Consider the following 24,631-nt stretch of genomic DNA (forward strand, 5'->3'; position numbering starts at 1 on the left):
ACCCCAACCCTCCCCTTTGCAGGTGAGGGAGCAGTAAAAAAACAAAAAAAATCGGCGTAATTAAGTGGTGTCGGTAATGAAAAAAAAGAGAGTAATACGGCAAATCGCCGTTGTGTTGGGCACCTTGTGTCTGACGGGATTAACAGGGAATACGGGTGTGATGGCGGCGGAAAAACAGCCGGAATTTAACTGGCAGGCGGCACCGACGGAGGAAATGCGTGCCAGCCTGACGTTACGGGATGCCATTTTGCGGGCGTTTGCGCGAAACCCGCAAATTGCGGAAGCGGCAGCGCAAATCCGCGTGGGTGGCGGGAATCTGGATGCGGCGAAAAGTGCGTGGTATCCGCAAGTTTCATTACAAGGGTCAGCGGGACAATCGCGGCAGACCTATTCATCAGGGGATCAGAGCAGCAACGGTTCGGCGGGTATTCAGCTCAGTCAGCTGTTGTGGGACTTTGGCAAAACCAACGGCAGTATCGGTGAGCAGGAATACCTGTCGGATTCCTATCGTTTTTCTCTTTACAGCACCATGACCGATGTTGCGCTGAGCACCATGCAGGCGTACCTGTCGGTGAAACGCTTTCAGGCGTTAAGCGTGGCGGCGCAGGACAATATTGCGTCCCTGACCCGCGTGAAAGACACCGCGAAACTGCGCTCTGACGCCGGGCTGAGTTCTCAGTCTGACGTATTACAGGCCGAAACCCGCATTGCCGGTATGCGAGCCACGGTTGAACAATATCGCGCTCAGGAACGCTCCGCACAGGCGCAACTGACCGTGCTGACCGGCGTTGTCTCGAACAATTTGCCGGATCTGCCGGAAAGTCTTCTCAATCAGAAAGTCACTCTCGACAAAATCCCCTACGAAAACAGCACGCTGGTGCGCGCCGCTCAGGCCAAGCAACAGGCGGCAATTGAGCAGGTCAATCAGGCGGAAGCGCAACACTGGCCGACGGTCAAAATTCAGGCCGGTCGCACCCGTTATGACAACAACGGCAACACCGGTTCTTACTGGGATGATCAGCTCCAGCTGGCGGTAGATGCCCCGGTGTATCAGGGCGGCGCGGTCAGTGCCAAAGTCCGGGCGGCAGAAGGGCAACGTCAGGCTGCGCAGGCGGATGTCGAAAAAGCCAAGCTGGATATCAATCAGAAAGCGTCAACCGCTTACGCCGACATGATCGGCGGCCAGCAGCGGCAGGTCGCGGGCGAAGAGCAGTATTCCAGCGCCACTCATACCCGCAGCGTTTATCAGGACGAATACAAACTCAGCAAACGCAGTCTGAACGATTTGCTCAGCGTAGAGCAGGACGTTTTTCAGGCTGACACGTCGCGCATTGGCGCGCTCTACGACGGGTGGGATGCCACCGTGCGCTATGCCGCCGCCGTGGACAATCTGGTCGACATGTTAGGCATCGACCGGCAGAAACAAACAGGTGACACCATCCCGGCGCTGTAAGGCGAAACAGGCCGTGGGAAAACCCAGAAGCATTCGATACCGAGGTTGAAATGAGCAACGAAGCAACAACACCTTTGTCGATCGACGTCTGGATAAGCGCCATGGGGCGCGTGGCCGAAATATTCGGTAAGCCAGCAGATCCGCTATATCTTCGCCAGCAAATGCGCTGGTTTGAACATCAGCCGCTGCGCCGTCAGCTCGACCGTCTGAGCGGGCTGATGGGGTTACAGGTCGGCATGGTCAGCTGGAATCAGGTGCGCTGGCGGCAGGAAGTGTTACCGGCGGTGATAACCCTGGAGCAGGGTGGCATTGCGGTGCTTGAACAGTTACACGATGACGGCAAAGTGGATTACTGGCTGAGCGACGGCGGTGACCTGCTGCGCTCGGCGGAACTGGTCACGCTGCTGGAACAAAGCGCCGGACCGGTGTTTCTGGTCGGTGTGGCTCCGCGCGGTCGTGATGAGCGTATCGACCAGTTTGTTCAGCCGCATAAAAAGCACTGGTTCTGGGAAAACTTTCGCGGCAGCGGGCGAAAAATCGCTGAAATCTCGCTGGCATCCGTTCTCGGTAACGTACTGGCGCTGGCCGGGATTTTATTCTCAATGCAGGTTTATGACCGCGTTATTCCGGCACAATCTTTCCCGACTCTGTGGGTGCTGTTCTTCGGCGTGGTGCTGGCGGCCGGCATGGAATATGTCATCCGCCTGATGCGCACGCTGGTATCAGATCTCATGGGGAAGAAAATCGACCTCAAAGTCTCTTCGTTGTTCTTCGTGCGGGCGATGAACATCAAAAATGACGACCGGCCAAAATCCACCGGTTCGTTTATCTCTCAGTTACGCGAAATCGATCAGGTGCGCGAACTGCTGACGTCAACCACCGTCAGCGCTGCCGCCGACATGCCGTTCGTGCTGCTGTTCCTTGGCATCATGTTCTTCATCGGCGGCCCGCTGGTGATCATCCCGCTGCTGGCGATCCCGCTGATTGTTATTCCCGGCATTCTGATCCAGTGGCCGATGGCCAAACTGGCAAAAGAAGGGATGCGTGAAAGTGCGCTGCGAAACGCGGTGCTGGTGGAAACCATCGAAGGTATCGAAGACATCAAAGCCTTGCAGGCTGAAGCCTATTTCCAGCGTCAGTGGGAACAGACGCACGAAGTCAGCGCGGCGGTCGGCATGAAACAACGTCTGTGGGGCGCACGCCTGACCGGCTGGGCATCCACCGTCCAGCAGCTGACCTATGGCGGCATGCTGGTGTTCGGGGTGTATCTGGTGCTTAACGGCGATATCACCACCGGTACACTGGTCGCCGCCAGCATGTTGTCGTCACGCACCATTGCGCCCCTGATGCAGCTGACGATGGTGTTCTCCCGCTGGCAGCACGCCAAAAGTGCCATGCACGGGCTGGATGAGTTGCTGAAAAAACCGATCGACCGGCCAGCGGATGCGGAGCTGTCACATTGCCCGTCGCTCAGCGGCCATTTCAACGTGCGTAACCTGCAATACACCTACGATAAAGAAAATGCGCCGAATGTGCTCGGCATCGGCCAGCTCGAAATCAAACCCGGTGAACGCGTGGCGATCCTCGGCAAAGTCGGCGCGGGGAAATCCACGCTGCTGAAATTGCTTTCCGGTCAGGCCAGCCCGTCTCAAGGCAAAATTCTGATCGACGGCGTGGACATGACCAAAGTCGAACCGGCCGATATCCGCCGTCAGCTGGGGTATTTGTCGCAAGATTCACGGCTGTTCTTCGGCACGCTGCGCCAGAACCTGATGCTCGGTTATCCCCATGCGTCCGACCAGGAAATGCTCCAGGCGCTGCGCATCAGCGGCGCGCTGAGTATGGTGCAGGCCGATGCCTCGAGTCTGGATAAAATCATCAACGAAGGCGGGCGCGGGTTGTCTGGCGGGCAGCGTCAGATGGTGATGCTGAGCCGCATGATCCTGCGTAATCCGCAGGTGGTGCTGATGGACGAACCGACGGCGTCGATGGATGAACAGCTTGAAGAATACGTGATCCGCCAGCTTCATGCCTGGCTGGTCGGACGCACGCTGATTGTGGTCACGCACCGCCCGGCACTGCTCAGGCTGGTAGACCGGATTGTGGTGATGGACAACGGACGGGTGGTCGCCGACGGACCGCGGGATCAGATCCTCGCGAAAGCGGCCAGCAATACGCCCGCTCCGGCTGCGGCCGTGGTGGCGGACAACAAACAAGGCGCAGCCTGAGCTGCTAAGGACATCGCATGGCACATCTTACTTTGCATGATGAACTGGAAGCAGAAGGCCGCAAAGTGTCGTGGATCATCTGGGTTTCGCTGGCCTGCCTGCTGATTTTCTTCGTCTGGGCGCGGTTTGCCCTGCTTGATGAAGTCACTGTCGGCACCGGCAAGGTCACGCCATCGAGTAAAGCGCAGCAAATCGACTCACTCGACGGCGGCGTTATTTTAAAACTGATGGTGCAGGAAGGCTCGGTGGTCAATCGCGGCCAGTTGCTGGCGCAGCTGGACCCGACACGTTCGCAGTCGAACTACGGCGAAGCCGCTTCCCGCGTGCGTACTTTGCGTGCATCTTCTGAACGTCTGAGTGCCGAACTGACCGGTGCGCCGCTGAAATTTAGCCCGGAAACCATGAAGTCTCCGGAGCTGGTGGCGCGTGAACGCCAGCTGTATTTATCGCGTAAACAGAACCGTGATGAAACCGTCAGCAACCTGCAGCAGTCGCTCAAACTGGTGAATGACGAAATCAATATGACCCAGCCGCTGGTGGCGAAAGGCGCGGCGGGGCAGGTGGAAGTGATCCGCCTTAAACGTCAGGCCAGCGAACTGCGCGGAAAAATCGACGATGCCATTAATCAGTACGCGGTGCGCGCCCGCGAAGAGCAGGTGAAGAATAACGCCGATCTTGATGCCGAATTGCAGGTCATGGCAGGGAAAGAGGATCAGGTAACACGTTCCGAACTCTACTCGCCCGTTCACGGGATCGTGAAAGACATTCAGGTCTCCACCGTGGGTGGCGTATTGCAGCCAGGCGGCAAGCTGATGGAAATCGTGCCGATAGAAGATCAGTTGCTGATCGAAACACGCATCAACCCGCGTGATATCGCTTATATCCGTCCCGGACTGCCCGCCACCGTGAAAATTTCGGCGTACGATTCATCCATTTACGGTGACCTCGAGGGCAAAGTCGAGGGCGTTTCGCCGGACACTTTGCAGGATGAAGTGAAGCGCGACCAATATTATTACCGTGTGTACGTGCGAACCGACAAAGCCTTCCTGACCAACAAAGCTGGCCGCCAGTTCCCGATTGTGCCGGGGATGGTGGCGAACGTTGATATTAAAACCGGCCAGAAAAGTGTGCTGGATTATCTGATCAAGCCGCTGAATAAGGTGAAGGAGTCGTTGAGGGAGAGGTAAGCAGGAGGCCGCTGCTTGTGCGGCTTCAACTTCAACTTCAAGGTCGTGGGCGTCGGCCCACACCGACTTGGGGGACGGCTTATCGCCGCCGCCCCCCAAGACCCCCCGGGCTCTTTCACTGCGCGCTTCGCGGGCACGACGGACATGTTCTGACGCAATTGTGGGTGGCGCAAAATGTCATCGCTGCGCGATTCCCGAATTTCAGGTGTCGAGCCTCTGGTCTCGAACCATTCATTCGGTGCCATTTTTGAGCACGCCAATAAACTTATCTAAAAGATAAATCCATTCCGTTTTTGAATTTAAGATCGTGCGGGCGATTCAGAAATCTTGCTGAACGGAGCGGCCTGGAGACCCAAGGCTTCAGGACCGAGAGAAGGCACCGCGCAGCGGCAAGATTTCCAGCCTGTCTCCGTGGTAACTGAAACATAGTGTCTAGCGGAGCGCGTAGTGAAAAAGCGGGGGAGTCCAGAGGGCGCGCGCTTACGCGTCCTCTGGTCGGTGTGGGCCGACGCCCACGACCTTAGGTCAGTTTGGGCGGCGAGCCCGAGGATATCACCCGCTAATGCAGCGGCTCCTGCAAACCGTCAGTCAATAAACAAACTCGTCGGTACATTAAACCTCACCGCCAGTGCGCGGATATGCTCGACTGTCAGCGAACGCTTACCGCTCAGGATCTGACTGACCAGTGATTTCCCACCGATTTCCTCTCGCAGATCGTTCTGCTTTAATCCGTAATCCTTCATCAGCTGACGAAGTGCTTCCACACCGCGTGGCAGATTTCCCACCGCCTGATTAAAGGTGACGAAATCGGTATGCTGGCGCTCATAGCTTTCAATCTTTGCACTCAGAAACTCGATTAGCGGGTTTTCGTCATCATGCTCAATCAGATAATCAATCAGCTCAAGGGCACTTTTATAATCGGCTGTGCTGGTACTTCCTCCCAGCAGAGGAACTGCTTTAACCAGCGCTTTACTGGCTTCGATAGCTTCAGCAATCATTGTTGTAAATCCTGTAATGTTTGTTCAACTGGTCGTAAAGCGCATGAGTGAAGATATGTTTTACATACACCCGCTTGTTGACGAAATTGATATAAGCAATGAGGCGAAGATTATTGCCGCCGACGTTAATAACCCACCATTTTGGCCGGTAGCGGAAATTGTCGAGGCTGGAAAAGACGGATTTCAGGGAATCTGGCGTTGGATAGTCGCCTTCTTTGAGCCCGCGATAGGTTGCCAGCAAGGCGGTTTTATCATTGGGATACTGCCGCATCGCCCGGTGGAATGCTTCTTTGGCTATAACATGCATAGCACTCCTGAGTTCACATCCTGTGAACAATATAAAGGTTAATGTTGTGGTTTACAAGCTGTAAACCACAATAACCTTTTGCAGGAGGGGACTGGCTTTATTTGTTGTCAGATTGCGGCACATCTTCCAGAGAAGTTTCCGGGTCAGCAGGATGTACAGTTTGGTAAATGGCCACCGGATCCTCCACCTCCGCTTTCCGCTTGTCCTGCCACAAATTCATCCGCGCCCGCAGCGAGCCGCTGAGTTCTTCATGCACCTGCTTCGCGGCTTCGGATTCAGGACTGAGTTCGAGTACGAATTCCATGAATTTATCAGCGGTATAACGGTTTTTCTTCACGCCGGTACCGGTCAGCCACGCCATGCCAAGGGTATAAGCGGCTTCGGCGCGATCGGGGTGTTGTTCGTTATGCAGAATTTCCGGCAGCCAGACTTCGGCGGCCTGGCGCTTCTCGGCGTCCGAACCGTTATCCAGCGCGCAACTTGCACGGAAATAGGCGGCGGATAAATGTCCGGCTTCCATTGCCCGCTGATACCAGTGCATGGCCTGTTCATAATCGGGTTCGCCGCCGAGCCCTTCACGCAGCGCATTAGCGCAGGTAAACATGGCAGGTACCATGCCTGAACGGGCGGCACTCAGCACGCAGTCCATCGCATTACTGTCGTTGTGATACTGCTCCGGCACATCCTGATGCCAGCCGTTACGGTAGAAAAAGTACAACTCGTAACAGTGGATCGCGCTGCCGTGGCGGGCCATTTCGGTCATCAGAAAATGTGCGGCGTCCAGATCGTCATTGATCGCCATGTCGTGCGCCAGTGTGACCAGATCTTTTACCGGTTGCTCGTCGCCTGCTTGCAGGATAAGCGACCACGCATGGTCCATCAGGCCTTCACACAATTCAGGGCGCGCCGGTAATCCGTACAGGCCTGATTGCAAAGCCGTCGCGGCAAATGCCACCAGCACCGGATCATTTGCCTGACTCAGGCCCCGCGTCAGCAGCAAGGTCAGTACCGGCAAACCTTCCTGATGGCCATTGGCCAGCACGGCACGGGAGATGAACATCCGCGCGGCGTGACCGGGCATTGCCTGCGGTGAGACAGCAAACAAATCGTTATAAACGGCCAGTCCGGCCTGATCGTCGTCCTGCCAGTAGGCGATGCAGATCCCGGCAAGATCCAGCAGGCGGACCCGCGTTTCCGCCGCCAGAGGCTGAGTCAGTAGTGCGGCTAAGCGCGACTGGAGTTCCAGCGCCTGCGGAGATTCTCTGTCGGCGATATCGCCGGAAAGCGCATCACACAGCGCGTTAGCGCGGAACTGATTACGCTCTTCTTCACTAAATTCTGCGCACAGCGGACTGTCAATAATTTGCATCTGTTGCGCGTCGCTGCCGCCCCAGAAAGCGGAATGGAATAAAAGGTAGGATTCCATGGTGCCGACATCGGCGTGGCGGACTGACATCGCCATGCGAAGCCAGTAATCCAGCGCCTCTTCATCATTTTTGCGGGTTTGTTGCAATGCGGCGGGAAGCATTTGCGGCCAGTGTGTCGCGGGCTCAAATCCCAGTGCGTGGATGTGGGCCACGCCATCCCGCCAGATTTCACTGCCCTGAATCGAAAACTTTTCATGCAAAGGTTTTGGGATTTCACCGGCAAACAACGCTTTCAGCCAGTAGGGCTCACCGAAACCACCACTCAGGTTCATCATGTGGCGCAGGGCATGCGTCGGGCGCGGGTGCAGTTCAATAGCACGTAAAAATGACAGTACCGCGTAATCACAGCATAACTGTGCGCCCAGCCACTGGTGATCGGCGACATCTTCACCTTCTAGCGGCTGACGAATAATCCACGCATTTTCATGCCAGACCATACCCAATAAGGCGTGAGCGTGATAACTCTGCGGGCATTGCTGCGCCCAGTCACTGAGGATTTCCAGCGGGTTGAGCGGGGGAGATTCTGTGCCGGTAAACAGCGTTGCCGGATGCATCAGCAGCCCGTAATCGCTGTGGCCTTCGCCCTGATTCTGCCAGCCACGCATCTGTGACAACAGCCACTCGTCGAGTTTAAGAAAACGGCGGGTCGCCAGAAGCATTCTGGCTTTGGAAATGTTGTCGTGCTGGTCCTGATGTGGCATGAGGTTCCCTGAGCTAGTGAGTAAAAACGGTGTTTTGCGCGGCACCCGAAGTCTAACTTTCTTCCCCTGCGCGATCAGCGGGATTGGTCTGACTTTGGCTATAGTAACGGATCCGAACCGCCACTGACCAACAAAGCCTCTGCATAATAAAGATTAATAATTGTCCTGAAATACCTTATTAATTGAGAAGATTAGATATCAACTATTAAGAAAATCAGAATCTCAAAGATGGAGAAAGTGTGAAGTAATTATGGAGAAATACATTTCAGCAGGGAAATATAATGAGTGATGAATGTCACGGGTGGTAATCATCTCTTTGCAAAACAAAAAAAAACCGACCACTAAGGGCCGGCTGTTGTTTCCACAAAACGGGGAATGAGGGTAATAAATAACAAATAATGATGATAGCGAGAATGATTATATATTATCGGTGAATAGATGCTTTATCAGTTAGTGCGGTAATCATTTTGTATAATTAATTGATTTCAAAGTGCTTTTGATTAATTTAGCTTTGCGTGCTTTATTTTAACATCTAAACAGAGGTTTAATTTTACCCGGCATTAATAAAATGTTACACCTTTAAATGCTTATGAAATATATTAACTAATTTCGTATCATTTTCTTTCTGGATTAAAAGTATTTATATCAAGAGAATGGATTTGCCATGTCGGGCCAACTTTTATACAGATACCAACAAGCGTTAAGCAGATTTAAATCAGTAAAAACCTGTACTTTACATTCAGTGGCACGGTCCGACACCTATCGAGGACAAAAAAATGAAACTCCGTGTTCTTTCACTCATGATCCCTGCATTAGTGGTCGCAGGATCAGCAAGCGCGGCAGAAGTTTATAATAAAGATGGTAATAAACTCGACCTGTACGGTCTGGTTGATGGCTTACACTACTTCTCTAACGACAAAGGTTCTGACGGCGATCAGAGCTACATCCGTCTTGGTTTCAAAGGCGAAACTCAGATCACCGACCAGCTGACCGGTTACGGCCAGTGGGAATATCAGGTTCAGGCTAACCAGGCTGAAAGCTCTGATGACGGCGACCGCGCATTTACCCGTTATGGTTTCGCCGGTCTGAAATTCGGCGACATGGGTTCCTTCGACTACGGTCGTAACAACGGCGTCATGTATGACGTGGCCGCCTGGACCGACTTGCAGCCAGAGTTCGATGGTTCTACCTACGGCGCTGACCAGTTCCTGTATCAGCGTACCAATGGCGTTGCAACGTATCGTAACGACAACTTCTTCGGGCTGGTTGATGGCCTGCACTTCGCTCTGCAATATCAGGGCAAAAATGACAGCGGCGGCGGCGAACCGGGTACACGTGATGTGCTGACTCAGAACGGCGACGGTTACGGTATGTCCCTGAGCTACGACATTGGCGCGGGCGTCAGCGTGGCAGGTGCGTTCTTTAACTCTGACCGTACTGATGAGCAGAATTCCGCACCGGGCATCATGGGCGACGGTAAAAAAGCCGAAGGTTATACCGGCGGTCTGAAATATGACGCTAACAACGTTTACCTGGCTGCCATGTTTACTCAGGCTTACAACGCTTCCCGCTTCGGTTCTACCGATTCAGAAGCTTACGGTTATGCCAACGAGTCACAGGCATTCGAAGCTTACGCGAGCTATCAGTTCGATTTCGGCCTGCGTCCGTTCGTGGCGTATAACCAAACTCGCGGTAAAGATTTAGGTTCCGACCGTCTGGGCAACAACTACCAGGATCAGGATCTGGTGAAATTCGTCGACCTGGGTGCGACTTACTACTTCAACAAAAACATGTCGGCCTATGTTGACTACAAAATCAACCTGATCGACAGCAGCACCTTCACCGATAACGCCGGTATCAATACCGATGACGTTACCGCTGTAGGTCTGGTGTATCAGTTCTAAGCGTGCCTTTCTCAGACACAGAATAGCGTTTAGATTTGAGTCAAAAGAACAAGCAGTAAAAAGAACGCGGTCGCTGATGGCCGCGTTTTTTTATGGGCACAATTTGACGTGAGAACCCCGCCAAACGTCGCTATTGTGTTGGCAGGATTTCTTCCATTGATGAGGTGTTTATGTCCGTTAAACCGCCGTTACCGCCCTTTACCCGTGAAAGTGCCATCGAAAAAGTCAGACTGGCCGAAGATGCCTGGAATAGCCGCGATCCGCAGCGGGTCAGCCAGGTTTATTCTGCCGATACGGTCTGGCGCAACCGCAGTGAATTTGTTCATGGTCAGGAAGCTGTGGTGGCTTTTTTGCAGCGTAAATGGGCGAAGGAACTGGATTATCGCCTGATCAAAGAGATTTGGGCATTTGATGGCGCCAGGATTGCCGTGCGTTTTGCCTACGAATGGCATGATGATTCAGGCAACTGGTTCCGCAGCTTCGGTAATGAGAACTGGGAATTTAATGAACAGGGGCTGATGTTTGCACGTCATGCCTGCATTAATGATTTACCAATCCGGGAAAGCGAGCGGAAATTCCACTGGCCTCTGGGACGCAGGCCGGACGATCATCCAGGCCTGAGTGAGTTTGGATTCTGACGGTTTCAGGCTGATTTCTGGTGGATCAGATGCAGCGGGGGAGAAACATCGAGTTCGATTTCCGGATTCTGGCGGAATTCATGCGGCGTGATATTGAAACGCTTGCGGAACATGTAGGTAAAGTGTGACTGCGAGCCGAAGCCGAAATCCATCGCGATATCGAAAATCGGGGTATCACTGCTGCTCAGCTGATAGACAGCACTCGCCAGACGACGTTCCCTGATGTACTTCCCCAGAGAAATGCCTGTCGATTCTTTGAACAGTTTTTGCATGTGCCAGAGCGAATAGCCTGAGTACTCAGCCAGTTCTTCAAGGTGGATCACACGACCAAGATGGCCTTCAATCCATTTGCTGAGTGCGCAGACGATAGCGATATGAATATCTTGAGCCATAACCAGTCTGTTTTAAGGTTGAATATCGCTATTATACACGACTTCGCCGTGATGGCGTGGCAGGTGTTGCTCTGAGGTGTATGACAACAGAAGTGACATAAATGGCCCGCTGAAAAGGAGTGCTCAGGCACTCTGACGGGCCATCATTTAGCGTAACAGGATCCAGTGAATCAGGCGGGCGATACCGTCGTCAACCAGAACGATCCCGACGAGGATAAGAACAATGATGATGTAAAAGTTCTTACCGGTGGGCAACGTGGTTTCTCCCTTCATCCCCGTTCAGGGTATAAAATTCAGTTACCACGGGCCGCTGCCCTGCATATTCAATGCAATTACAGCCAGACACACCACAACAAATATCAGAAAAACGATAAGAAGCCGTTTCATTCTTTTTACAGAGCTTGCGCTCTTCCTCCAGCGTGGATCATTAGCCAACGATTAATTCTTGCGAACGTTAACCGCTTCTTCCGCTGAGATCCAGCCTGTCAGGAATTTAAAACGATTTTTATAGGTTTCGTTTAGCCATCGGTTGCCGGGCGTCGCACCAGATCGGTTTTCTGACCGCCATTTATGACCGTGGTTGGCGGTGTTTCCGGTACCAGCGCATCCGGAGCAATGTTCATATGGTTGAGAATTTCCCCCATGATTTGCCCGAAGATTGGCCCTGCAACTGAACCACCAAAGTGTTTACCTGCCTGAGGATTGTTGACCATCACCACCAGCGCCACGCGCGGATTACTGGCAGGAGCCACACCGGCGGTGTAGTTGATGTAACCGCCATCGTATTTACCGCTGGCCCCCATTTTTTCCGCTGTACCGGTTTTAATCGCCAGACGATAACCCGGCACCGCCGCACTGAGGCCGGAACCTCCGGGCAGGGCGTCACTTTCCATCATATGAATAACCGTTCTGACCACGTCAGCTGACATCACGCGGGTGCCTAACACCGGCGGTGTGACTTTGGTAATCGACAGCGGACGATATATACCTTCCGCGCCAATCGTGGCGTATTCGCGGGCAATTTGCAGCGGAGTGACGCGCAGGCCATAACCGAATGAGAAGGTTGCGCGCTCGATATCTGCCCAGCGGTCACGGTGCGCCGGGAAATATCCGCTGCTTTCGCCGCCGATACCTAAATCAGTGGGTTTACCCAGGCCGAATGACTGATAAAGCTGGACCAGTACGTTTGCAGGCATCGCCAGTGCGATATGTGATACCGCGATGTCACTGGATTTCTGCAAAATACCGGTGATGGTCAGTGCCGGCCAGTGGCCAACGTCGCGGATCAGGTGTCCGTTAACGGTGTAGGGATGCGTATCAAGAACGGAATCAGGGCGGATCATATGGCGGTTCAGACCCGCCATTACCACCAGCGGTTTCACTGTAGAACCTGGTTCAAAGCTGTCGCTGATGGCCACATTGCGCATGTTTTTTGGCTGAACACCGGCGTAGTTATTCGGGTTGTAGGAAGGGTAGGACGCCATTCCCAGAATTTCGCCCGTGTTCACATCCACCAGAACCGCTGCGCCGGACTCGGCCTGGTTGAGCGTCACGCCATCGCGCAGCCGCGAATACAACACGTACTGCATAAAGCTGTCGATACTGAGATTAATGGTCGGCGGCTGTTGTGGCGCGACTTCTTTGAGAATACCGATCACATTACCGTGGCGATCCTGACGGTATTCGCGCATGCCAGGTTTACCCTGAAGCAGGGCGTTAAAGCCTTTTTCCACGCCTGTCAGACCTTCGTTATCGGTCCCGACCACGCCGACCAGGTTCGCTGCGGCTTCACTCATCGGATAATAGCGGCTGTCATCAAGCTGAGTGCTGATGCCACCCAGATGTAGCTGGCTGATATCGGCAGCGATGCCTTCTTCTATTTTGCGGCCAAGATACACAAAGCGGCGCTGCGGATCGCTGGTGATGGTTTGCTGTAACTGGGAAAGCGGCATATTCAGCGCAGAGGCCAGATATTGCCATTTCGGACTGTTCAGATCGCTGTGCAACTCAAGCACGCGGAACGGGTCAGCGATAATGTCTTTGGATGCCACGCTCAGTGCCAGCGGGTGTCCGTTGCGGTCAACAATGGTACCGCGTCCGGCAGGGATCACGCTGGAACGCAGGGAGCGGGAATCGGCCTCTTTTTCCAGCATCGGCTGATTCAAAAGCTGCAAATAACCTACACGGCCAAGCAAGAGCGCCAGACAAAAGACGATGCCGAGACAAATCAGCGCAAAGCGCTTGGTGTAAAAATGGGGTTGGGCGCTGGATTTTTTTGAGCTCGGTGGCATGGCAGTTTCGCAAAGTCATTGACGCGTTTGAAGCGAAAAGCGATGGCACCGGGGAATCCTTTAACCGCATCAAATGATGCCGGTAAGTGCCCGATAAAAATACAGCTCATCGCTCTGAAAGATAATGAATTTCGTATACATGCACATCTTATATTAAGCCATAGCGATGGATTGTTTATTTCAATTGCTCTTTGTAAGCAAGTGCAACGGCGAAGCCGTTTTTTACTCGACGGACAGCCATTCGTCCGCTTCTTCAAACATTTCTTCCAGCATTTGGTTTAATTGCGAACGTTCCTGCTTGCTTGCACCTTGTGTATTCAGCCCGTTGGCCTGCATCGGTTTTACCTTAACTTCTGCATCCGGGAACATCCGGTGTACGCGTTTTACCAGTTCTGCTTCAATTTTTTCACTGGCATTGGGGATGCCGGAGACATTCCGTTTGTCAAAAATCAGTTCAACCCGCATGGTTTTCCTCATTATTATAAAATTCTATTCACTGGCTAAATATACAGTATGCGAGGCGGCCGCTCTAGTGATTTTTCGCCTGAACTTTGGAACGCAGTTCAGATTTGTGAGCGTAAATTCATGTAATTCATGATCCATGCATCTTGTGAATGTCTGGCCGACCGTTAGAATGGCGGCCAGTCTGTGAGGGAAATGTGGATAAACAACGGCGTTCAGCACTGGTATTTTTTTGCCTGGCCTGTCTGGTCATACTGACTTGTATGACACAGCGCATCGCCGGGCTGAATGCGTTGTCCGCTATCCTGCATCAGGAAACAACGACGGCTCAGGCGTCTGCCACCCTCACTGACATCGCGAAAATCCCGGCTCCCTGCGAGCTCAGCAGTAAATCGCTGCTTTCTGTTCCTCCTCTTCTTTTAGAATTCGCGTTTCTGGCGCTGAGTCTGCTGCTGGCATTTTTGTCACGCGGCAATATGGCGGCAATCCGCCTGCTTGTGCCGGAAGCCGTCCCTGTGCCGCGCCTGCGGGTGCATTTGCGGCTCTGCGTATTTCGGGAATAAAAACTCCGGGAATAAAAAACACGCCTGTTTTTCATCAGGATGTGACATTTTATTTTTGGAGAAAATTTATGCGAAGTTTGTTCAGAGCGGCCGCTGGCTGCCTGCTGATGCTCTGGCTGCATACCGGATATGCTGCCGACACCGGCTGGCTGCAAAGTCCGCAAAATACCCATGCGAAAGTGCGCTTACAGGCACAGTCTGCTCATTCTTCTGAGCAGGAAACCCGCCTGCTGTTGTCTGTCAGCCTCGAAAAGGGCTGGAAAACCTACTGGCGATCGCCGGGAGAGGGCGGTATTGCGCCGTCGGTAGAATGGCTAAAACCGGTCACGGCGGCGCAGGCCAAATGGTTCTGGCCAACGCCCGCGCGCTTTGATGTCGCTGGCATTACTACCCAGGGCTATCACGATGAAGTCACGCTGCCCGTCACCCTTAGCGGCAGCGCGCCTGCCACCATTGCCGGAACGCTGACGCTGCCGGTGTGCAGCAACGTGTGCATTCTCACCGACTATCCTTTTAGTCTCGATCTCACTTCGTCCGGGGATAACGCGGATTTTGAGCGCCAGTTCGCCGCAGCGATGGGCAAGGTGCCGATTGCTGAAGGTCTGGCGGACCGCGTGACGGCGGGCTATTACGCGGGTGTATTGCAGATTTCCGCTCACCGCGAGCAGGGCTGGCAAAATCCGCAGGTCTTTACCGATACGCTGGAAGGCAGTTCGCTGGGCAAACCGGTGGTGAAAGTAGACGGCCCCCAGGCGCTTTTCACGCTGCCGGTGACGGACGAGTGGGGCGATAAAGCCCAGGATATCAGTGGTAAAACGCTGAGCATCGTGTTGTCGGACAAAGGTCTGGCGCAGCAGATGAGCCTGCGCGTGAGCGCACTTCCTGCCGCCGCGCCGGACAGTATCGCACTCTGGCAAGTGGCATTAATGGCGCTCGCCGGGGGCTTCATCCTCAATCTGATGCCTTGTGTTCTGCCGGTTCTGGGCATGAAACTCGGCAGTATTTTGCAGGTGGAACAGCGCAACCGTAAAAACATTCGCGTGCAGTTTCTGGCGTCGTCGGGCGGGATCATCACCTCGTTTCTGGCGCTGGCATTGCTGATGACGTTGCTTCGTTACACCAGTCAGACGCTGGGGTGGGGCATTCAGTTTCAGAATCCGTGGTTTATTGGGCTGATGGTGCTGGTCACGGCAGTGTTTACCGCCAATCTGCTGGGGTTATTTGAAATCAATCTCTCCTCAAAGATGACGACACGTCTGGCGACGCATCAGCGCGCCGGGCTCAGAGGACACTTTGCTGAAGGTGCGTTTGCCACGCTGCTGGCGACGCCCTGTTCGGCACCGTTTCTCGGCACCGCGGTGGCGTTTGCGCTGGCTGCACCGCTGCCGGTGCTGTGGGGGCTTTTCCTGATGCTGGGCATCGGCATGAGTCTGCCGTGGCTGATGATTGCCTTATGGCCGGGGCTGGCGATGTGTCTGCCGCGTCCCGGCCGCTGGATGTTACGGCTGCGGCTTTTCCTTGGCGTGCTGATGCTGTCATCCTGTCTCTGGTTGCTGAGCCTGATGCAAAACCATTTCTCAGCGCTGTTTGTCGCCGTGCTGGCGGGTGTATTGCTGGTGGTGTTGTTTGCCTTATCCCTGCGGCGCTATGGCTGGCGAAATTGTGCGTTAACCGCCGGTGCGGGCGCACTTCTGGCAGGCGCCGTGATGGCGATTGTCATGCAGTTTTCAGGCGCTGGCGGCAAAGCGCTGCGCGATGATATTGCCTGGCAACCCTTGTCCGAAGAGGCGATTCAGAGTGCGCTGGCAGATAAAAAAGTGGTCTTTGTGGATGTTACCGCCGACTGGTGTGTGACCTGTAAAGCCAACAAATACAACGTACTGATGAGTGAAAACGTGCAGAAAGCCCTGACGGAAAACGACGTCGTGGCACTGCGCGGTGACTGGACATTGCCATCAAAACCGATCAATGACTTCCTGCAAAAACGCGGCAGCGTCGCCGTGCCGTTTAATCAAATTTATGGTCCGCAAAATCCTGCCGGTGAAATTTTATCGCCGTTGCTTACCCGCGATGCCGTATTACAGGGGCTGGAAGATGCCCGTGGAGCCCGATAATGAAAACGTTAATGCTGATTATGATGATGGTAATTTCTCCGGCTGTTCTGGCGATGACGCCGGAAGACACATTGTTTAATAACCCCGCCTCGCCGTGGTTTGGCGCGAAAAATCCGCGGCTGACGATTGTGTCTTTCACTGACTACAACTGTCCTTACTGCAAGCAATTTGATCCGATGCTGGAAAAGGTCGCGAAAGAAAATCCTGACGTAAAGGTGGTGATTAAGCTGCTGCCTTTCCGCGGTGCGAGTTCCATTATTGCCGGTCGTGCGGCGATGACCGTGTGGGAACAACATCCGGAAAAGTTTCTGATCGTGCATCAGCGTCTGATGTCTAAAAAAGGGCAGCATGATGAGGCCAGCGCGCTTGAGGCAGTGAAATATGCCGGGCTGGAACCTATACGCGTGACGCCAGCCAGTTACCTTGAACTGAAAACCAATGTGGAGATTGCCGAAGTTTTGGGGATTCAGGGGACGCCAGCGACCATTATTGGCGATCAGCTGATCGCCGGCGCCATCTCATATGAGGATTTGCAGAAAGTCGTGCAGGAGCAACTGACGAAGGCAAAACATGACCAGACTTAAACGCTGGGCGCGCGAAGGAGCGATTCTCGTTGTGCTGATTATGGTGGTGATGCTGGGAATGGATTTTCTGCGTGCGCCGCAGGCACCGGCCAGTTTCGGCAGCCAGCCGTTGCAGACCCTCAGCAATCAGTCCCTGACGCTCGACGAGCAAAGCCAGCAGCGCCCGCTGCTGGTCTACTTCTGGGCAACGTGGTGCGGCGTATGCAAAATGACCACACCTTCCGTTGCCCGGCTGTCAGAAGAAGGAGAGAACGTTCTGACCGTGGCGTTGCGTTCGGGTGACAACGCTGCGCTGGCGCGTTATCTGCAAGGAAAGGGCATTCAGATGCCGGTGGTTAATGATTCACGTGGCGATTTGTCGGCGCAATGGGATATCGGCGTTACCCCGACGTTTGTCATCATTGATAAGGGGAAGGTTATCGCCACGACAACGGGCTGGACATCTTACCGGGGGATGAAAGCGCGGATGTGGTGGGCGCAAATCCGCGGGTGATTTGCTGCGTTCATAAAGCAAAAGGCCTTCACCCTGGTGAAGGCCTTTCTTCATATTGTTTTCATGGCAGGGAAATCAGTTCGCGAGGAACCGTTTCTCGTCGGTCAGCACCTGAAGCAGTAAACCCAGCTCTGGTTTCTGATCTTTAATCCGTTTGCCATTGGTATCAAAGGCGCGGTAATCGCCGTCGCTTTCCAGCTCCAGCGTCTGATCCGGCGTCGTGATGATAAGCGTCCCGTCATCGCTGGTGGTTACCCAGTTATGGCGGCGCTTGGCAGCAAACAAATCTTCACCCTGCGAATAATCCGCCGGTGACGTCGTGACATGCAACAGACGCTGCATCAGCGTAGTCATCACATCCGCATGGTCAGTCAGCTTATTGATACTTTGCGCTGGCGTGCCCGGCCAGTGAATAATCAGCGGAACCTGCAACTGGCGGCGGTTCATCGAATTGCCTGATCCCCAGGTGCCGTTCTCATTGAACTCAATGCCATGAGACGCCGTGATCACCACGACGGTTTTATCCAGCTCACCGCGGTCTTTCAGCGATTGCAGGATGGACTTGATCTGGTCATCCACGCCATGAGCACCGGCCTGATAACGGTGAATGAAGGTGTTACCTGTCGGCACACTTTCATTATCCTGACGTAACGCCGTGCTGATACCGTTCAGACTGACGTAGGAGAACCATGGACCATTACCACGCACATTCAGCCACTGCTGCCACTGATTTACGGTTTGCTCATCGGACTGTTTAACCGGCGGCGGCAAGGTGAAATCGGTCAGCAAGGCCTGACGATACAGCGGGCTGTTAAAGCCGTCAGAGGCAAACAGACCAAATTCATAACCCTGTTGTTCCAGCGACGTCACCAGTGCAGAAGGTTTGCGTGCCGCCAGAATGCCCTGCATATAGCTCGGCGAAATCCCGTAGAACAGGCCGAACTGGCCGGTGTCGTTACGGTTGCCGGAGCTGAAATGCTGGTCAAAACGGATGTTATGATTGGCGAAATCGCTCAGCGCTGGCATCTCTTTATCCAGCGTAGCGGTGTGAACGCCATCTACCACCACCATCAGCAAATTATACTTCGAACCGGTTTTCGCAAAGCTGATGGAATTCAGCGGGTATTCCACTGCCAGCGCTTCAGGATTTCCTTGTTCGATAAGCCGCTTCTGGTATTCCTCGGCATTCAGCAGGCCATGTTTCTCAAGGAATTTACGTGCCGTCATCGGGTACGAGAGCGGAAGATTCGCGCGCTGCATGGTGATCGGACGGTAGAAATTGGCATCTGCCCAGATATACATCAGGTGTGACGCAAAGAAACTGGCAATGAACAGCACGACGATCGGCTTGGCGAAATTACGGCGGTTCAGGCTGCGCAGTTTCTGCCATGCCCAGGTGCCAAACAGCATTTCGAGCAGGAAAATGACCGGCACAGCAATGAACATCAGCTGCCAGTCACGCGCCATTTCGCCCTGGCCGGGGTTAACCACCAGTTCCCACACCACCGGATTAATATGCAGATGGAAACGGGTAAAGACCTCGGTATCGACCAGCAGCAGCGTAAGTCCGGCGGTCGCCAGAATGGCAGACAAGAACCGCAGCAGCCGTTGCGACATCACCACAAAGGTCAGCGGGAAGATAATCAGCAAATAAGCAGAGAATCCGATAAAGCTGAAATGCCCAAGCCAGCTAACCAGCGCGTAAATGCGTCCTTGCAAAGAAGAAGGCCAGTCTGAAACAAACAGGTAGCGGCTGCCGAGCCCAAGAATGAGCAGGATATTAAACAGGGCGAACCAGTGCCCCCAGCTGATCATCTGGGATACTTTTTCGCGATAGCGCTGACGATTTGTCACCATGAGAGGTATTGGGCAGTTTGTGGATTAATGGGCTTTATCTTCTCTTATCGACGCTTGCAACGCTTTAGCAAAAGACTGAGACAAGGCTTTGCGTTGTGCAGGAGCGACGCTGGTATTAATAAGGTTAGTCACCATATTGCCCAGAACCATCAAAGAAAGGTCTGTCGGGGCGCGGTGCTTTTCGAGAACAGTCGCCAGCTCGGAAAGGATCTGTTCAACGTGTTCGTCACTGTAACGGGATGATTGTGCCATAGAGTATTGTGCTTCTTGATCTGACAAAGTCCAATATCTTAGCCGATCACAGACCTACTTTCCGCATTTTTATAACCCCTTCATACTTCGGGTTACAGATGCGTTGGCTGCGCTCAGTCCCCCGAATCACTTACCGGAGTAAGCTCATCGGGATTTCTTCGTTTGCCGCCTTCCTGAAACACGAATTATTTTGGGGTTTTTATCTCATTAAATCCCCATTTCTAAGGTATGAGCGGTTGCGGCTTTAGAACTTCGGTGTTTGAATACGCCCCGCAGGCAAACCCTTCTTACACGGCTGCAATTCACACAGGAGAAAGTCCCCATGAGTCTGGATATTGAGCAGATTGCTCTGCACCAGTTGAACAAACGTGACGAGCAAACGCTGGATGTTGTGCTGCGCGATACGCTTCTGACGCCGAATGCGGCCGTTGATGAAATGATGGCCGAGCTGCACCGCGTCTACAGCGCCAAAAGCAAAGCTTACGGTCTGTTCAATGAAGACAGCGAACTGGCTGTGGCGTTGCGCAGTTGCCGCAAAGGGGACGACGATTTCCTGTCATTCAGCCGCGCTGCGACCGGCCGTCTGCGTGATGAACTGGCGAAATACCCGTTTGCCGAAGGCGGCGTGGTGCTGTTTTGTCATTACCGCTTCCTGGCGGTGGAATATTTACTGGTGGCAGTGCTCAACAGCCGCAGCAGTATGCGCGTCAACGAGCAACTGGATGTCAGCAGCATTCATTACCTCGATATCAATCATGCCGATATCGTGGCGCGCATTGACCTGACCGAATGGGAAACTAACCCGGAATCCACCCGTTATCTGACATTCCTCAAGGGTCGGGTAGGGCGCAAAGTCTCTGATTTCTTCATGGATTTCCTGGGCGCGTCTGAAGGTCTGGATACCAAAGCGCAGAACCGCGGGCTGTTGCAGGCGGTTGATGATTTCTGTACCGAAGCGCAGCTCGATAAGAACGAGCGTCAGAATTACCGTCAGCAGGTTTATACCTACTGCAACGAGCAGTTACAGGCGGGGGAAGAGATCGCGCTGGATGATTTGTCCGAAGAGCTGCCACCGTGGAACGATAAGAAATTCAAAGAATTTACCCAGGAACAGGGCTATCAGCTGGAAGAAACCTTCCCGGCCGATCGCAGCACCTTGCGTCAGCTGACCAAATTCGCCGGCAGCGGCGGCGGGCTGAGTATTAACTTCGATGCCATGCTGATGGGCGAACGCATTTTCTGGGATCCGGCGACCGATACCCTGACCATCAAAGGCACACCGCCCAATCTGCGGGATCAGTTACAGCGTAAAGCCGGTAATAAATAATACCCGTCATACTTCAGGCTGCAGATGCGTTGGCTGCGTTCGCTCACCCCGGTCACTTAGTTATCTAAGCTCCCGGGGATTCACGAACTTGCCGCCTTCCTGCAACCTGAATTATTTAGGGTATCGGCAGATTTCAGGCAATAAAAAACACCGCCTGGGCGGTGTTTTTTATTTGTTCTCGCACGGCGTCCCGATGCGCAACAACTCGGTCAGCGATTAAACGCGAACGAAGTCGATGTGAGCCAGTTTTGGCTTGAACGGGTGACGCTGTACAGCCTGAACTTTAACTTTGGTTTCTTTACCGTCGATAACCAGAGTAATTGCTTCAGAGTAGAACTCCGCTTTAACTTCCAGATTCTTTACAGAATCGTGGTCCAGTTTGATAGAAACCGGAGCAGCTGAGCCACCGTAAACGATAGCTGGGAATTTGTTTGCTGTACGCAGGCGGCGGCTCGCACCTTTGCCCTGCTCGTCCTGTGGACGTACTTCTACATTGATAGTGATCATTGTATATTTCTCGATTAGAACTACTTCTAAAATGTGCCCCGCCACCTGCGACCGAGTGACGAGTTGAGTACTGCGGCTTTCACACAAGGCGAAAGCGGGCGGTATGATACCGGAGCAGGGTAGCGGCAGCAATATAAATCGCCGGCTTTCTCACCCGCGCAGCTCATTAGCACGCCGGTACCGGCCTTCATAATCGAACATTTTTTCGCGTACCTGCCAGAACTGGCCTTTCATGCGCGCCACCACAAAATCCGGATGACGTAATAAAACCTGTTGCGCGACGATATCCGCAGCGCTACTCCATTCCAGCGGTACGCCGGGCGCACGCTGGTGCGGACGCAGGAAGTTATGCAAAAACGCCATGCGCTGGGCAGGCGTCGTCAGGCGAAAACGCTCAGAAACGTCCGCACCGTCTTCATCGTAATAGGTAATTTTCAGCCATTCGCCTTTGTCATCGCGCCCGTTTTCCAGGTTCATGCCACCGCAGCGCAGTACCAGTGCGTCTTTCAGACGCAGCGCAGCTTTGAGCATATCGTCGGGATCAACCAGAATTTCCTGACACTGATGGCAGCGTCGCGCGGCGATATCATTCTCCGCGCCGCAGTGCGGGCAGCTTTTAAAGCGGAAACGGAAATCGCACTGCTCTCGATTGCCCTCGTCATCCTCCAGCACGCCCTGACAACGGCGGCCAAAATGCTCGATGATGGTGCCGTCTTCCGTGGTTTTCCCCCAGAAGATATTGGCAAAACCGCAGGCAGGACAGAACACCTGCACCGGTTTGTTATCGCCCGCAGGCTTATGGCTGCCGACTTCCGGCGTAAACAGGTCGTGCGGATTACCGGCGTAATCGAGGATAAGGCAGTCAGTTTTGCCCGGCGCCAGCCGCAGCCCGCGTCCGACAATCTGCTGATACAGGCTGACGGATTCGGTCGGGCGCAGGATGGCGATCAGATCCACATGCGGCGCATCGAAGCCGGTAGTCAGCACCGACACATTCACCAGATAGCGTAATTGCTGCGCTTTAAATGCATTAATCAGCCGGTCACGCTCGACGGCGTGCGTTTGTGCGCTGATCAGCGCCGCTTCGCCTGCGGGCAGCAGGCCGAAAATTTCGCCGGCATGTTCCACCGTCGAAGCGAAAATCATCACGCCTTTACGATCCTGCGCAAATTCAATGATTTGGCTGATGATATGCGGCGTAATGCGTTTTTGCTGACGCAGTTCGTTATTCAGATCCGCTTCACTGAACAGCCCGTTGCTGTTGGCCTGCAACCGGCTGAAATCGTAGCTGACCACCGGCATATCAAGCCGCTCTGGCGGGACCAGGAAGCCGTTTTTGATCATGTAACGCAGCGGCAGTTCATAAATACAGTCGCGAAACAGACTGTTGGCATCACCGCGCACAATGCCCTGATGGTGATACTGATAAATCCAGCCCTTGCCTAACCGGTAAGGCGTGGCGGTCAGTCCGAGCAGGCGCAGACGGGGATTTTGTGCCTTAAGATGGCCGATGATCTGCTGATACTGACTCTTATCATCGTCGGAAATCCGGTGGCATTCATCGACAATCAGCAGGGAAAATTCGCCACTGAATTCTGCGAGATTAGGTGCAACGGACTGCACGCTGCCAAACACCACTTTGCCGCTGCTTTGTTTCAGATTCAGTCCGGCGGCGAAAATATCCGCTTCCAGCCCGTAAGAAAGGTATTTGCTGTGGTTTTGCGCCACCAGCTCTTTGACGTGAGCGAGCACCAGAACGCGCCCGCGCGCCACTCTTGCCAGTTCGGCAATCACCAGACTTTTCCCCGCGCCGGTCGGCAAGACGATCACGGCCGGTTCATGATGCTGGCGGAAATGACGCAGGGTGGCATCCACGGCGTCCTGCTGATAGGGGCGGAGCGTAAAAGCGGTCACGGCAACATTCACCTGTAGTATTACTGTTAATAAAGACAGTAGTGAAGTATGCCAAGAAATCAGGCCTATAGCGATGAGCAAAAAAATCACCTGGCGTGAATGTTTAGCCTGCTTATTTTCCTTCTTCCTGACCGGTTGCGCGGCTATACTGTTGGTCTCAATGCGGCAGCCTGTCTGCCTCCTCTAAGTAATAATAACTCGTTGCAATTATTACGAACCGAACAACCCTGAACCCTGTCAGTTGCCTAAAGCGACGGCGGGGTCTTGTGTTTTATCAGTAACGCGATCACTCAGATCGCCATGAAGGCAAGTCTACTCAATGCGTCTGGACAAGTTTCTATCTCAGCAATTAGGTGTAAGTCGCGCGCTGGTTTTGCGTGAGCTTCGCAACAAACGTGTCACCGTTGACGGCGAAATCGTTAAAACGGGTGCGATGAAAATCAGCCCTGAGCAGCGTGTCGAATTCGACGGCAACGTACTGGATCAAATCACCGGCCCGCGTTATTTCATGCTCAATAAACCGCAGGGCTATGTGTGTTCTACCGATGATCCGGATCACCCGACTGTGCTGTATTTCCTCGAAGAACCGGTGGCCTACAAACTGCATGCGGCAGGGCGTCTGGATATCGACACCACGGGTCTGGTGCTGATGACTGACGACGGCCAGTGGTCACACCGCATCACGTCACCGCGCCATCACTGCGAAAAAACCTATCTGGTCAACCTCGAACATCCGCTGGCTGACGATACCGCTGCGCAGTTTGAAGCGGGCGTTCAGCTGCATAACGAAGATTCCCTGACCAAACCGGCACAACTCGAGAAAATCGAAGATTGCCTGGTGCGCCTTACCATCAGCGAAGGCCGTTATCATCAGGTGAAACGCATGTTTGCCGCCGTGGGTAACCGCGTGGTGGGCCTGCATCGCGAACGTATCGGCGAGATCGTGATGGATGAAGATTTAGAACCGGGTCAGTACCGGCCTTTAACCGCGCAGGAAATTGCCAGCGTTGGCGTTCCCTCGCGCTAGTTTTT

22 protein-coding genes are annotated in these 24,631 nt (G+C 53.7%); 11 read left to right on the plus strand and 11 right to left on the minus strand.

The window, feature by feature from the left end; translation table 11 throughout:
• The first annotated feature begins 76 nt into the window (after positions 1-76).
• Genes J1778_RS21745 through J1778_RS21755 form a run of 3 tightly spaced genes read left to right on the plus strand, consistent with a single transcriptional unit; the run spans position 77 to position 4,868 of the window.
• Entirely contained in the window at positions 77-1,453 is a 1,377-nt protein-coding gene (locus J1778_RS21745; RefSeq protein ID WP_217174937.1) for a TolC family outer membrane protein, read from the plus strand.
• A gap of 50 nt (positions 1,454-1,503) precedes the next feature.
• Positions 1,504-3,681, plus strand: a complete 2,178-nt coding sequence (locus J1778_RS21750; RefSeq protein WP_217174938.1) for a type I secretion system permease/ATPase — start codon at positions 1,504-1,506, stop codon at positions 3,679-3,681.
• A 17-nt stretch (positions 3,682-3,698) separates the two neighbouring features.
• The gene (locus tag J1778_RS21755) at positions 3,699-4,868 is read left to right on the plus strand and encodes a beta-barrel domain-containing protein (RefSeq protein ID WP_217174939.1); all 1,170 of its coding nucleotides are present in this window, start codon (positions 3,699-3,701) and stop codon (positions 4,866-4,868) included.
• Positions 4,869-5,452: 584 nt separating this feature from the next.
• Here the strand turns inward: J1778_RS21755 and J1778_RS21760 are convergent.
• From J1778_RS21760 to J1778_RS21770, 3 genes are all read right to left on the minus strand, one after another.
• The gene (locus J1778_RS21760) at positions 5,453-5,866 is read right to left on the minus strand and encodes a helix-turn-helix domain-containing protein (protein ID WP_217174940.1); all 414 of its coding nucleotides are present in this window, start codon (positions 5,864-5,866) and stop codon (positions 5,453-5,455) included.
• Positions 5,856-6,173, minus strand: coding sequence for a type II toxin-antitoxin system HigB family toxin (locus J1778_RS21765; RefSeq protein WP_217174941.1), 318 nt, complete (start codon positions 6,171-6,173; stop codon positions 5,856-5,858). Before J1778_RS21765 ends, J1778_RS21760 begins: the two co-directional genes overlap by 11 nt.
• A gap of 97 nt (positions 6,174-6,270) precedes the next feature.
• On the minus strand, positions 6,271-8,301 hold the full coding sequence (locus tag J1778_RS21770) for a DUF4034 domain-containing protein (protein ID WP_217174942.1): 2,031 nt from the start codon (positions 8,299-8,301) through the stop codon (positions 6,271-6,273).
• Between the two features lie 776 nt (positions 8,302-9,077).
• Between J1778_RS21770 and ompC the strand changes: the two genes are divergently transcribed.
• Together ompC and J1778_RS21780 are read left to right on the plus strand one after the other, a co-directional pair.
• Positions 9,078-10,205: a porin OmpC gene (gene ompC, locus J1778_RS21775; protein WP_217174943.1), complete on the plus strand. Its 1,128-nt coding sequence runs from the start codon at positions 9,078-9,080 to the stop codon at positions 10,203-10,205.
• 170 nt (positions 10,206-10,375) lie between these two features.
• Positions 10,376-10,843: a nuclear transport factor 2 family protein gene (locus J1778_RS21780; RefSeq protein WP_217174944.1), complete on the plus strand. Its 468-nt coding sequence runs from the start codon at positions 10,376-10,378 to the stop codon at positions 10,841-10,843.
• 5 nt (positions 10,844-10,848) lie between these two features.
• Here the strand turns inward: J1778_RS21780 and J1778_RS21785 are convergent, their stop codons facing one another.
• The 4 genes from J1778_RS21785 to J1778_RS21795 form a co-directional block, all read right to left on the minus strand.
• Positions 10,849-11,235, minus strand: a complete 387-nt coding sequence (locus J1778_RS21785; protein ID WP_112289967.1) for a helix-turn-helix domain-containing protein — start codon at positions 11,233-11,235, stop codon at positions 10,849-10,851.
• Between the two features lie 147 nt (positions 11,236-11,382).
• Positions 11,383-11,508 carry a hypothetical protein gene (locus tag J1778_RS24760; RefSeq protein ID WP_255563977.1) on the minus strand — a complete coding sequence of 42 codons (126 nt, stop codon included), beginning with the start codon at positions 11,506-11,508 and terminating at the stop codon, positions 11,383-11,385.
• Between the two features lie 245 nt (positions 11,509-11,753).
• The gene (locus J1778_RS21790) at positions 11,754-13,526 is read right to left on the minus strand and encodes a penicillin-binding transpeptidase domain-containing protein (RefSeq protein WP_217174945.1); all 1,773 of its coding nucleotides are present in this window, start codon (positions 13,524-13,526) and stop codon (positions 11,754-11,756) included.
• A 222-nt stretch (positions 13,527-13,748) separates the two neighbouring features.
• A complete protein-coding gene (locus J1778_RS21795) occupies positions 13,749-13,991 on the minus strand; it encodes a DinI family protein (protein WP_112289970.1) in 243 nt (80 codons plus the stop codon).
• 194 nt (positions 13,992-14,185) lie between these two features.
• On the opposite strand from J1778_RS21795, the gene J1778_RS21800 reads away from it, so the two are divergent.
• From J1778_RS21800 to J1778_RS21815, 4 genes are all read left to right on the plus strand, one after another.
• Positions 14,186-14,551 carry a copper resistance protein gene (locus J1778_RS21800; protein ID WP_217174946.1) on the plus strand — a complete coding sequence of 122 codons (366 nt, stop codon included), beginning with the start codon at positions 14,186-14,188 and terminating at the stop codon, positions 14,549-14,551.
• A 68-nt stretch (positions 14,552-14,619) separates the two neighbouring features.
• Positions 14,620-16,665, plus strand: a complete 2,046-nt coding sequence (locus J1778_RS21805) for a protein-disulfide reductase DsbD family protein (RefSeq protein ID WP_217174947.1) — start codon at positions 14,620-14,622, stop codon at positions 16,663-16,665.
• A complete protein-coding gene (locus tag J1778_RS21810; protein ID WP_217174948.1) occupies positions 16,665-17,249 on the plus strand; it encodes a DsbA family protein in 585 nt (194 codons plus the stop codon). The genes J1778_RS21805 and J1778_RS21810 overlap by 1 nt, the downstream gene beginning before the upstream one ends.
• Positions 17,236-17,742, plus strand: coding sequence for a protein disulfide oxidoreductase (locus tag J1778_RS21815; RefSeq protein ID WP_217174949.1), 507 nt, complete (start codon positions 17,236-17,238; stop codon positions 17,740-17,742). Before J1778_RS21810 ends, J1778_RS21815 begins: the two co-directional genes overlap by 14 nt.
• Before the next feature lie 75 nt (positions 17,743-17,817).
• Here J1778_RS21815 and yejM read toward each other — a convergent pair whose 3' ends face one another.
• Complete coding sequence (gene yejM / locus J1778_RS21820) at positions 17,818-19,599, minus strand: LPS biosynthesis-modulating metalloenzyme YejM (protein ID WP_217174950.1); 1,782 nt, start codon at positions 19,597-19,599, stop codon at positions 17,818-17,820.
• Between the two features lie 24 nt (positions 19,600-19,623).
• Positions 19,624-19,851, minus strand: coding sequence for a YejL family protein (locus tag J1778_RS21825; protein ID WP_104921319.1), 228 nt, complete (start codon positions 19,849-19,851; stop codon positions 19,624-19,626).
• Positions 19,852-20,173: 322 nt separating this feature from the next.
• On the opposite strand from J1778_RS21825, the gene yejK reads away from it, so the two are divergent.
• Positions 20,174-21,178, plus strand: coding sequence for a nucleoid-associated protein YejK (yejK, locus tag J1778_RS21830; protein WP_119822553.1), 1,005 nt, complete (start codon positions 20,174-20,176; stop codon positions 21,176-21,178).
• 216 nt (positions 21,179-21,394) lie between these two features.
• On the opposite strand, the gene rplY is transcribed toward yejK, so the two are convergent.
• Positions 21,395-21,685 (minus strand): 50S ribosomal protein L25, encoded by a 291-nt coding sequence (gene rplY / locus J1778_RS21835; protein WP_013574635.1) that lies wholly within the window; start codon positions 21,683-21,685, stop codon positions 21,395-21,397.
• Between the two features lie 150 nt (positions 21,686-21,835).
• Positions 21,836-23,599 carry a DNA repair helicase RadD gene (gene radD, locus J1778_RS21840; RefSeq protein ID WP_217174951.1) on the minus strand — a complete coding sequence of 588 codons (1,764 nt, stop codon included), beginning with the start codon at positions 23,597-23,599 and terminating at the stop codon, positions 21,836-21,838.
• 319 nt (positions 23,600-23,918) lie between these two features.
• Between radD and rsuA the strand changes: the two genes are divergently transcribed.
• Positions 23,919-24,626 (plus strand): 16S rRNA pseudouridine(516) synthase RsuA, encoded by a 708-nt coding sequence (gene rsuA, locus J1778_RS21845; protein WP_112290097.1) that lies wholly within the window; start codon positions 23,919-23,921, stop codon positions 24,624-24,626.
• Positions 24,627-24,631: the final 5 nt, after the last annotated feature.

The sequence above is a fragment of the Rahnella bonaserana genome (assembly GCF_019049675.1).
GTDB lineage: Bacteria > Pseudomonadota > Gammaproteobacteria > Enterobacterales > Enterobacteriaceae > Rahnella > Rahnella bonaserana.

What these genes read in the sequence shown, in the direction of transcription:
- rsuA (WP_112290097.1), top strand. Translation starts at nt 23,919, where the DNA reads ATGCGTCTGGACAAGTTTCTATCTCAGCAATTAGGTGTAAGTCGCGCG.
- J1778_RS21815 (WP_217174949.1), top strand. Translation starts at nt 17,236, where the DNA reads ATGACCAGACTTAAACGCTGGGCGCGCGAAGGAGCGATTCTCGTTGTG.
- J1778_RS24760 (WP_255563977.1), bottom strand. Translation starts at nt 11,508, where the DNA reads ATGAAGGGAGAAACCACGTTGCCCACCGGTAAGAACTTTTACATCATC.
- yejM (WP_217174950.1), bottom strand. Translation starts at nt 19,599, where the DNA reads ATGGTGACAAATCGTCAGCGCTATCGCGAAAAAGTATCCCAGATGATC.
- J1778_RS21795 (WP_112289970.1), bottom strand. Translation starts at nt 13,991, where the DNA reads ATGCGGGTTGAACTGATTTTTGACAAACGGAATGTCTCCGGCATCCCC.
- J1778_RS21755 (WP_217174939.1), top strand. Translation starts at nt 3,699, where the DNA reads ATGGCACATCTTACTTTGCATGATGAACTGGAAGCAGAAGGCCGCAAA.
- yejK (WP_119822553.1), top strand. Translation starts at nt 20,174, where the DNA reads ATGAGTCTGGATATTGAGCAGATTGCTCTGCACCAGTTGAACAAACGT.
- J1778_RS21810 (WP_217174948.1), top strand. Translation starts at nt 16,665, where the DNA reads ATGAAAACGTTAATGCTGATTATGATGATGGTAATTTCTCCGGCTGTT.
- J1778_RS21825 (WP_104921319.1), bottom strand. Translation starts at nt 19,851, where the DNA reads ATGGCACAATCATCCCGTTACAGTGACGAACACGTTGAACAGATCCTT.
- ompC (WP_217174943.1), top strand. Translation starts at nt 9,078, where the DNA reads ATGAAACTCCGTGTTCTTTCACTCATGATCCCTGCATTAGTGGTCGCA.
- J1778_RS21785 (WP_112289967.1), bottom strand. Translation starts at nt 11,235, where the DNA reads ATGGCTCAAGATATTCATATCGCTATCGTCTGCGCACTCAGCAAATGG.
- J1778_RS21805 (WP_217174947.1), top strand. Translation starts at nt 14,620, where the DNA reads ATGCGAAGTTTGTTCAGAGCGGCCGCTGGCTGCCTGCTGATGCTCTGG.
- J1778_RS21765 (WP_217174941.1), bottom strand. Translation starts at nt 6,173, where the DNA reads ATGCATGTTATAGCCAAAGAAGCATTCCACCGGGCGATGCGGCAGTAT.
- J1778_RS21750 (WP_217174938.1), top strand. Translation starts at nt 1,504, where the DNA reads ATGAGCAACGAAGCAACAACACCTTTGTCGATCGACGTCTGGATAAGC.
- J1778_RS21770 (WP_217174942.1), bottom strand. Translation starts at nt 8,301, where the DNA reads ATGCCACATCAGGACCAGCACGACAACATTTCCAAAGCCAGAATGCTT.
- J1778_RS21790 (WP_217174945.1), bottom strand. Translation starts at nt 13,526, where the DNA reads ATGCCACCGAGCTCAAAAAAATCCAGCGCCCAACCCCATTTTTACACC.
- J1778_RS21745 (WP_217174937.1), top strand. Translation starts at nt 77, where the DNA reads ATGAAAAAAAAGAGAGTAATACGGCAAATCGCCGTTGTGTTGGGCACC.
- rplY (WP_013574635.1), bottom strand. Translation starts at nt 21,685, where the DNA reads ATGATCACTATCAATGTAGAAGTACGTCCACAGGACGAGCAGGGCAAA.
- J1778_RS21780 (WP_217174944.1), top strand. Translation starts at nt 10,376, where the DNA reads ATGTCCGTTAAACCGCCGTTACCGCCCTTTACCCGTGAAAGTGCCATC.
- J1778_RS21760 (WP_217174940.1), bottom strand. Translation starts at nt 5,866, where the DNA reads ATGATTGCTGAAGCTATCGAAGCCAGTAAAGCGCTGGTTAAAGCAGTT.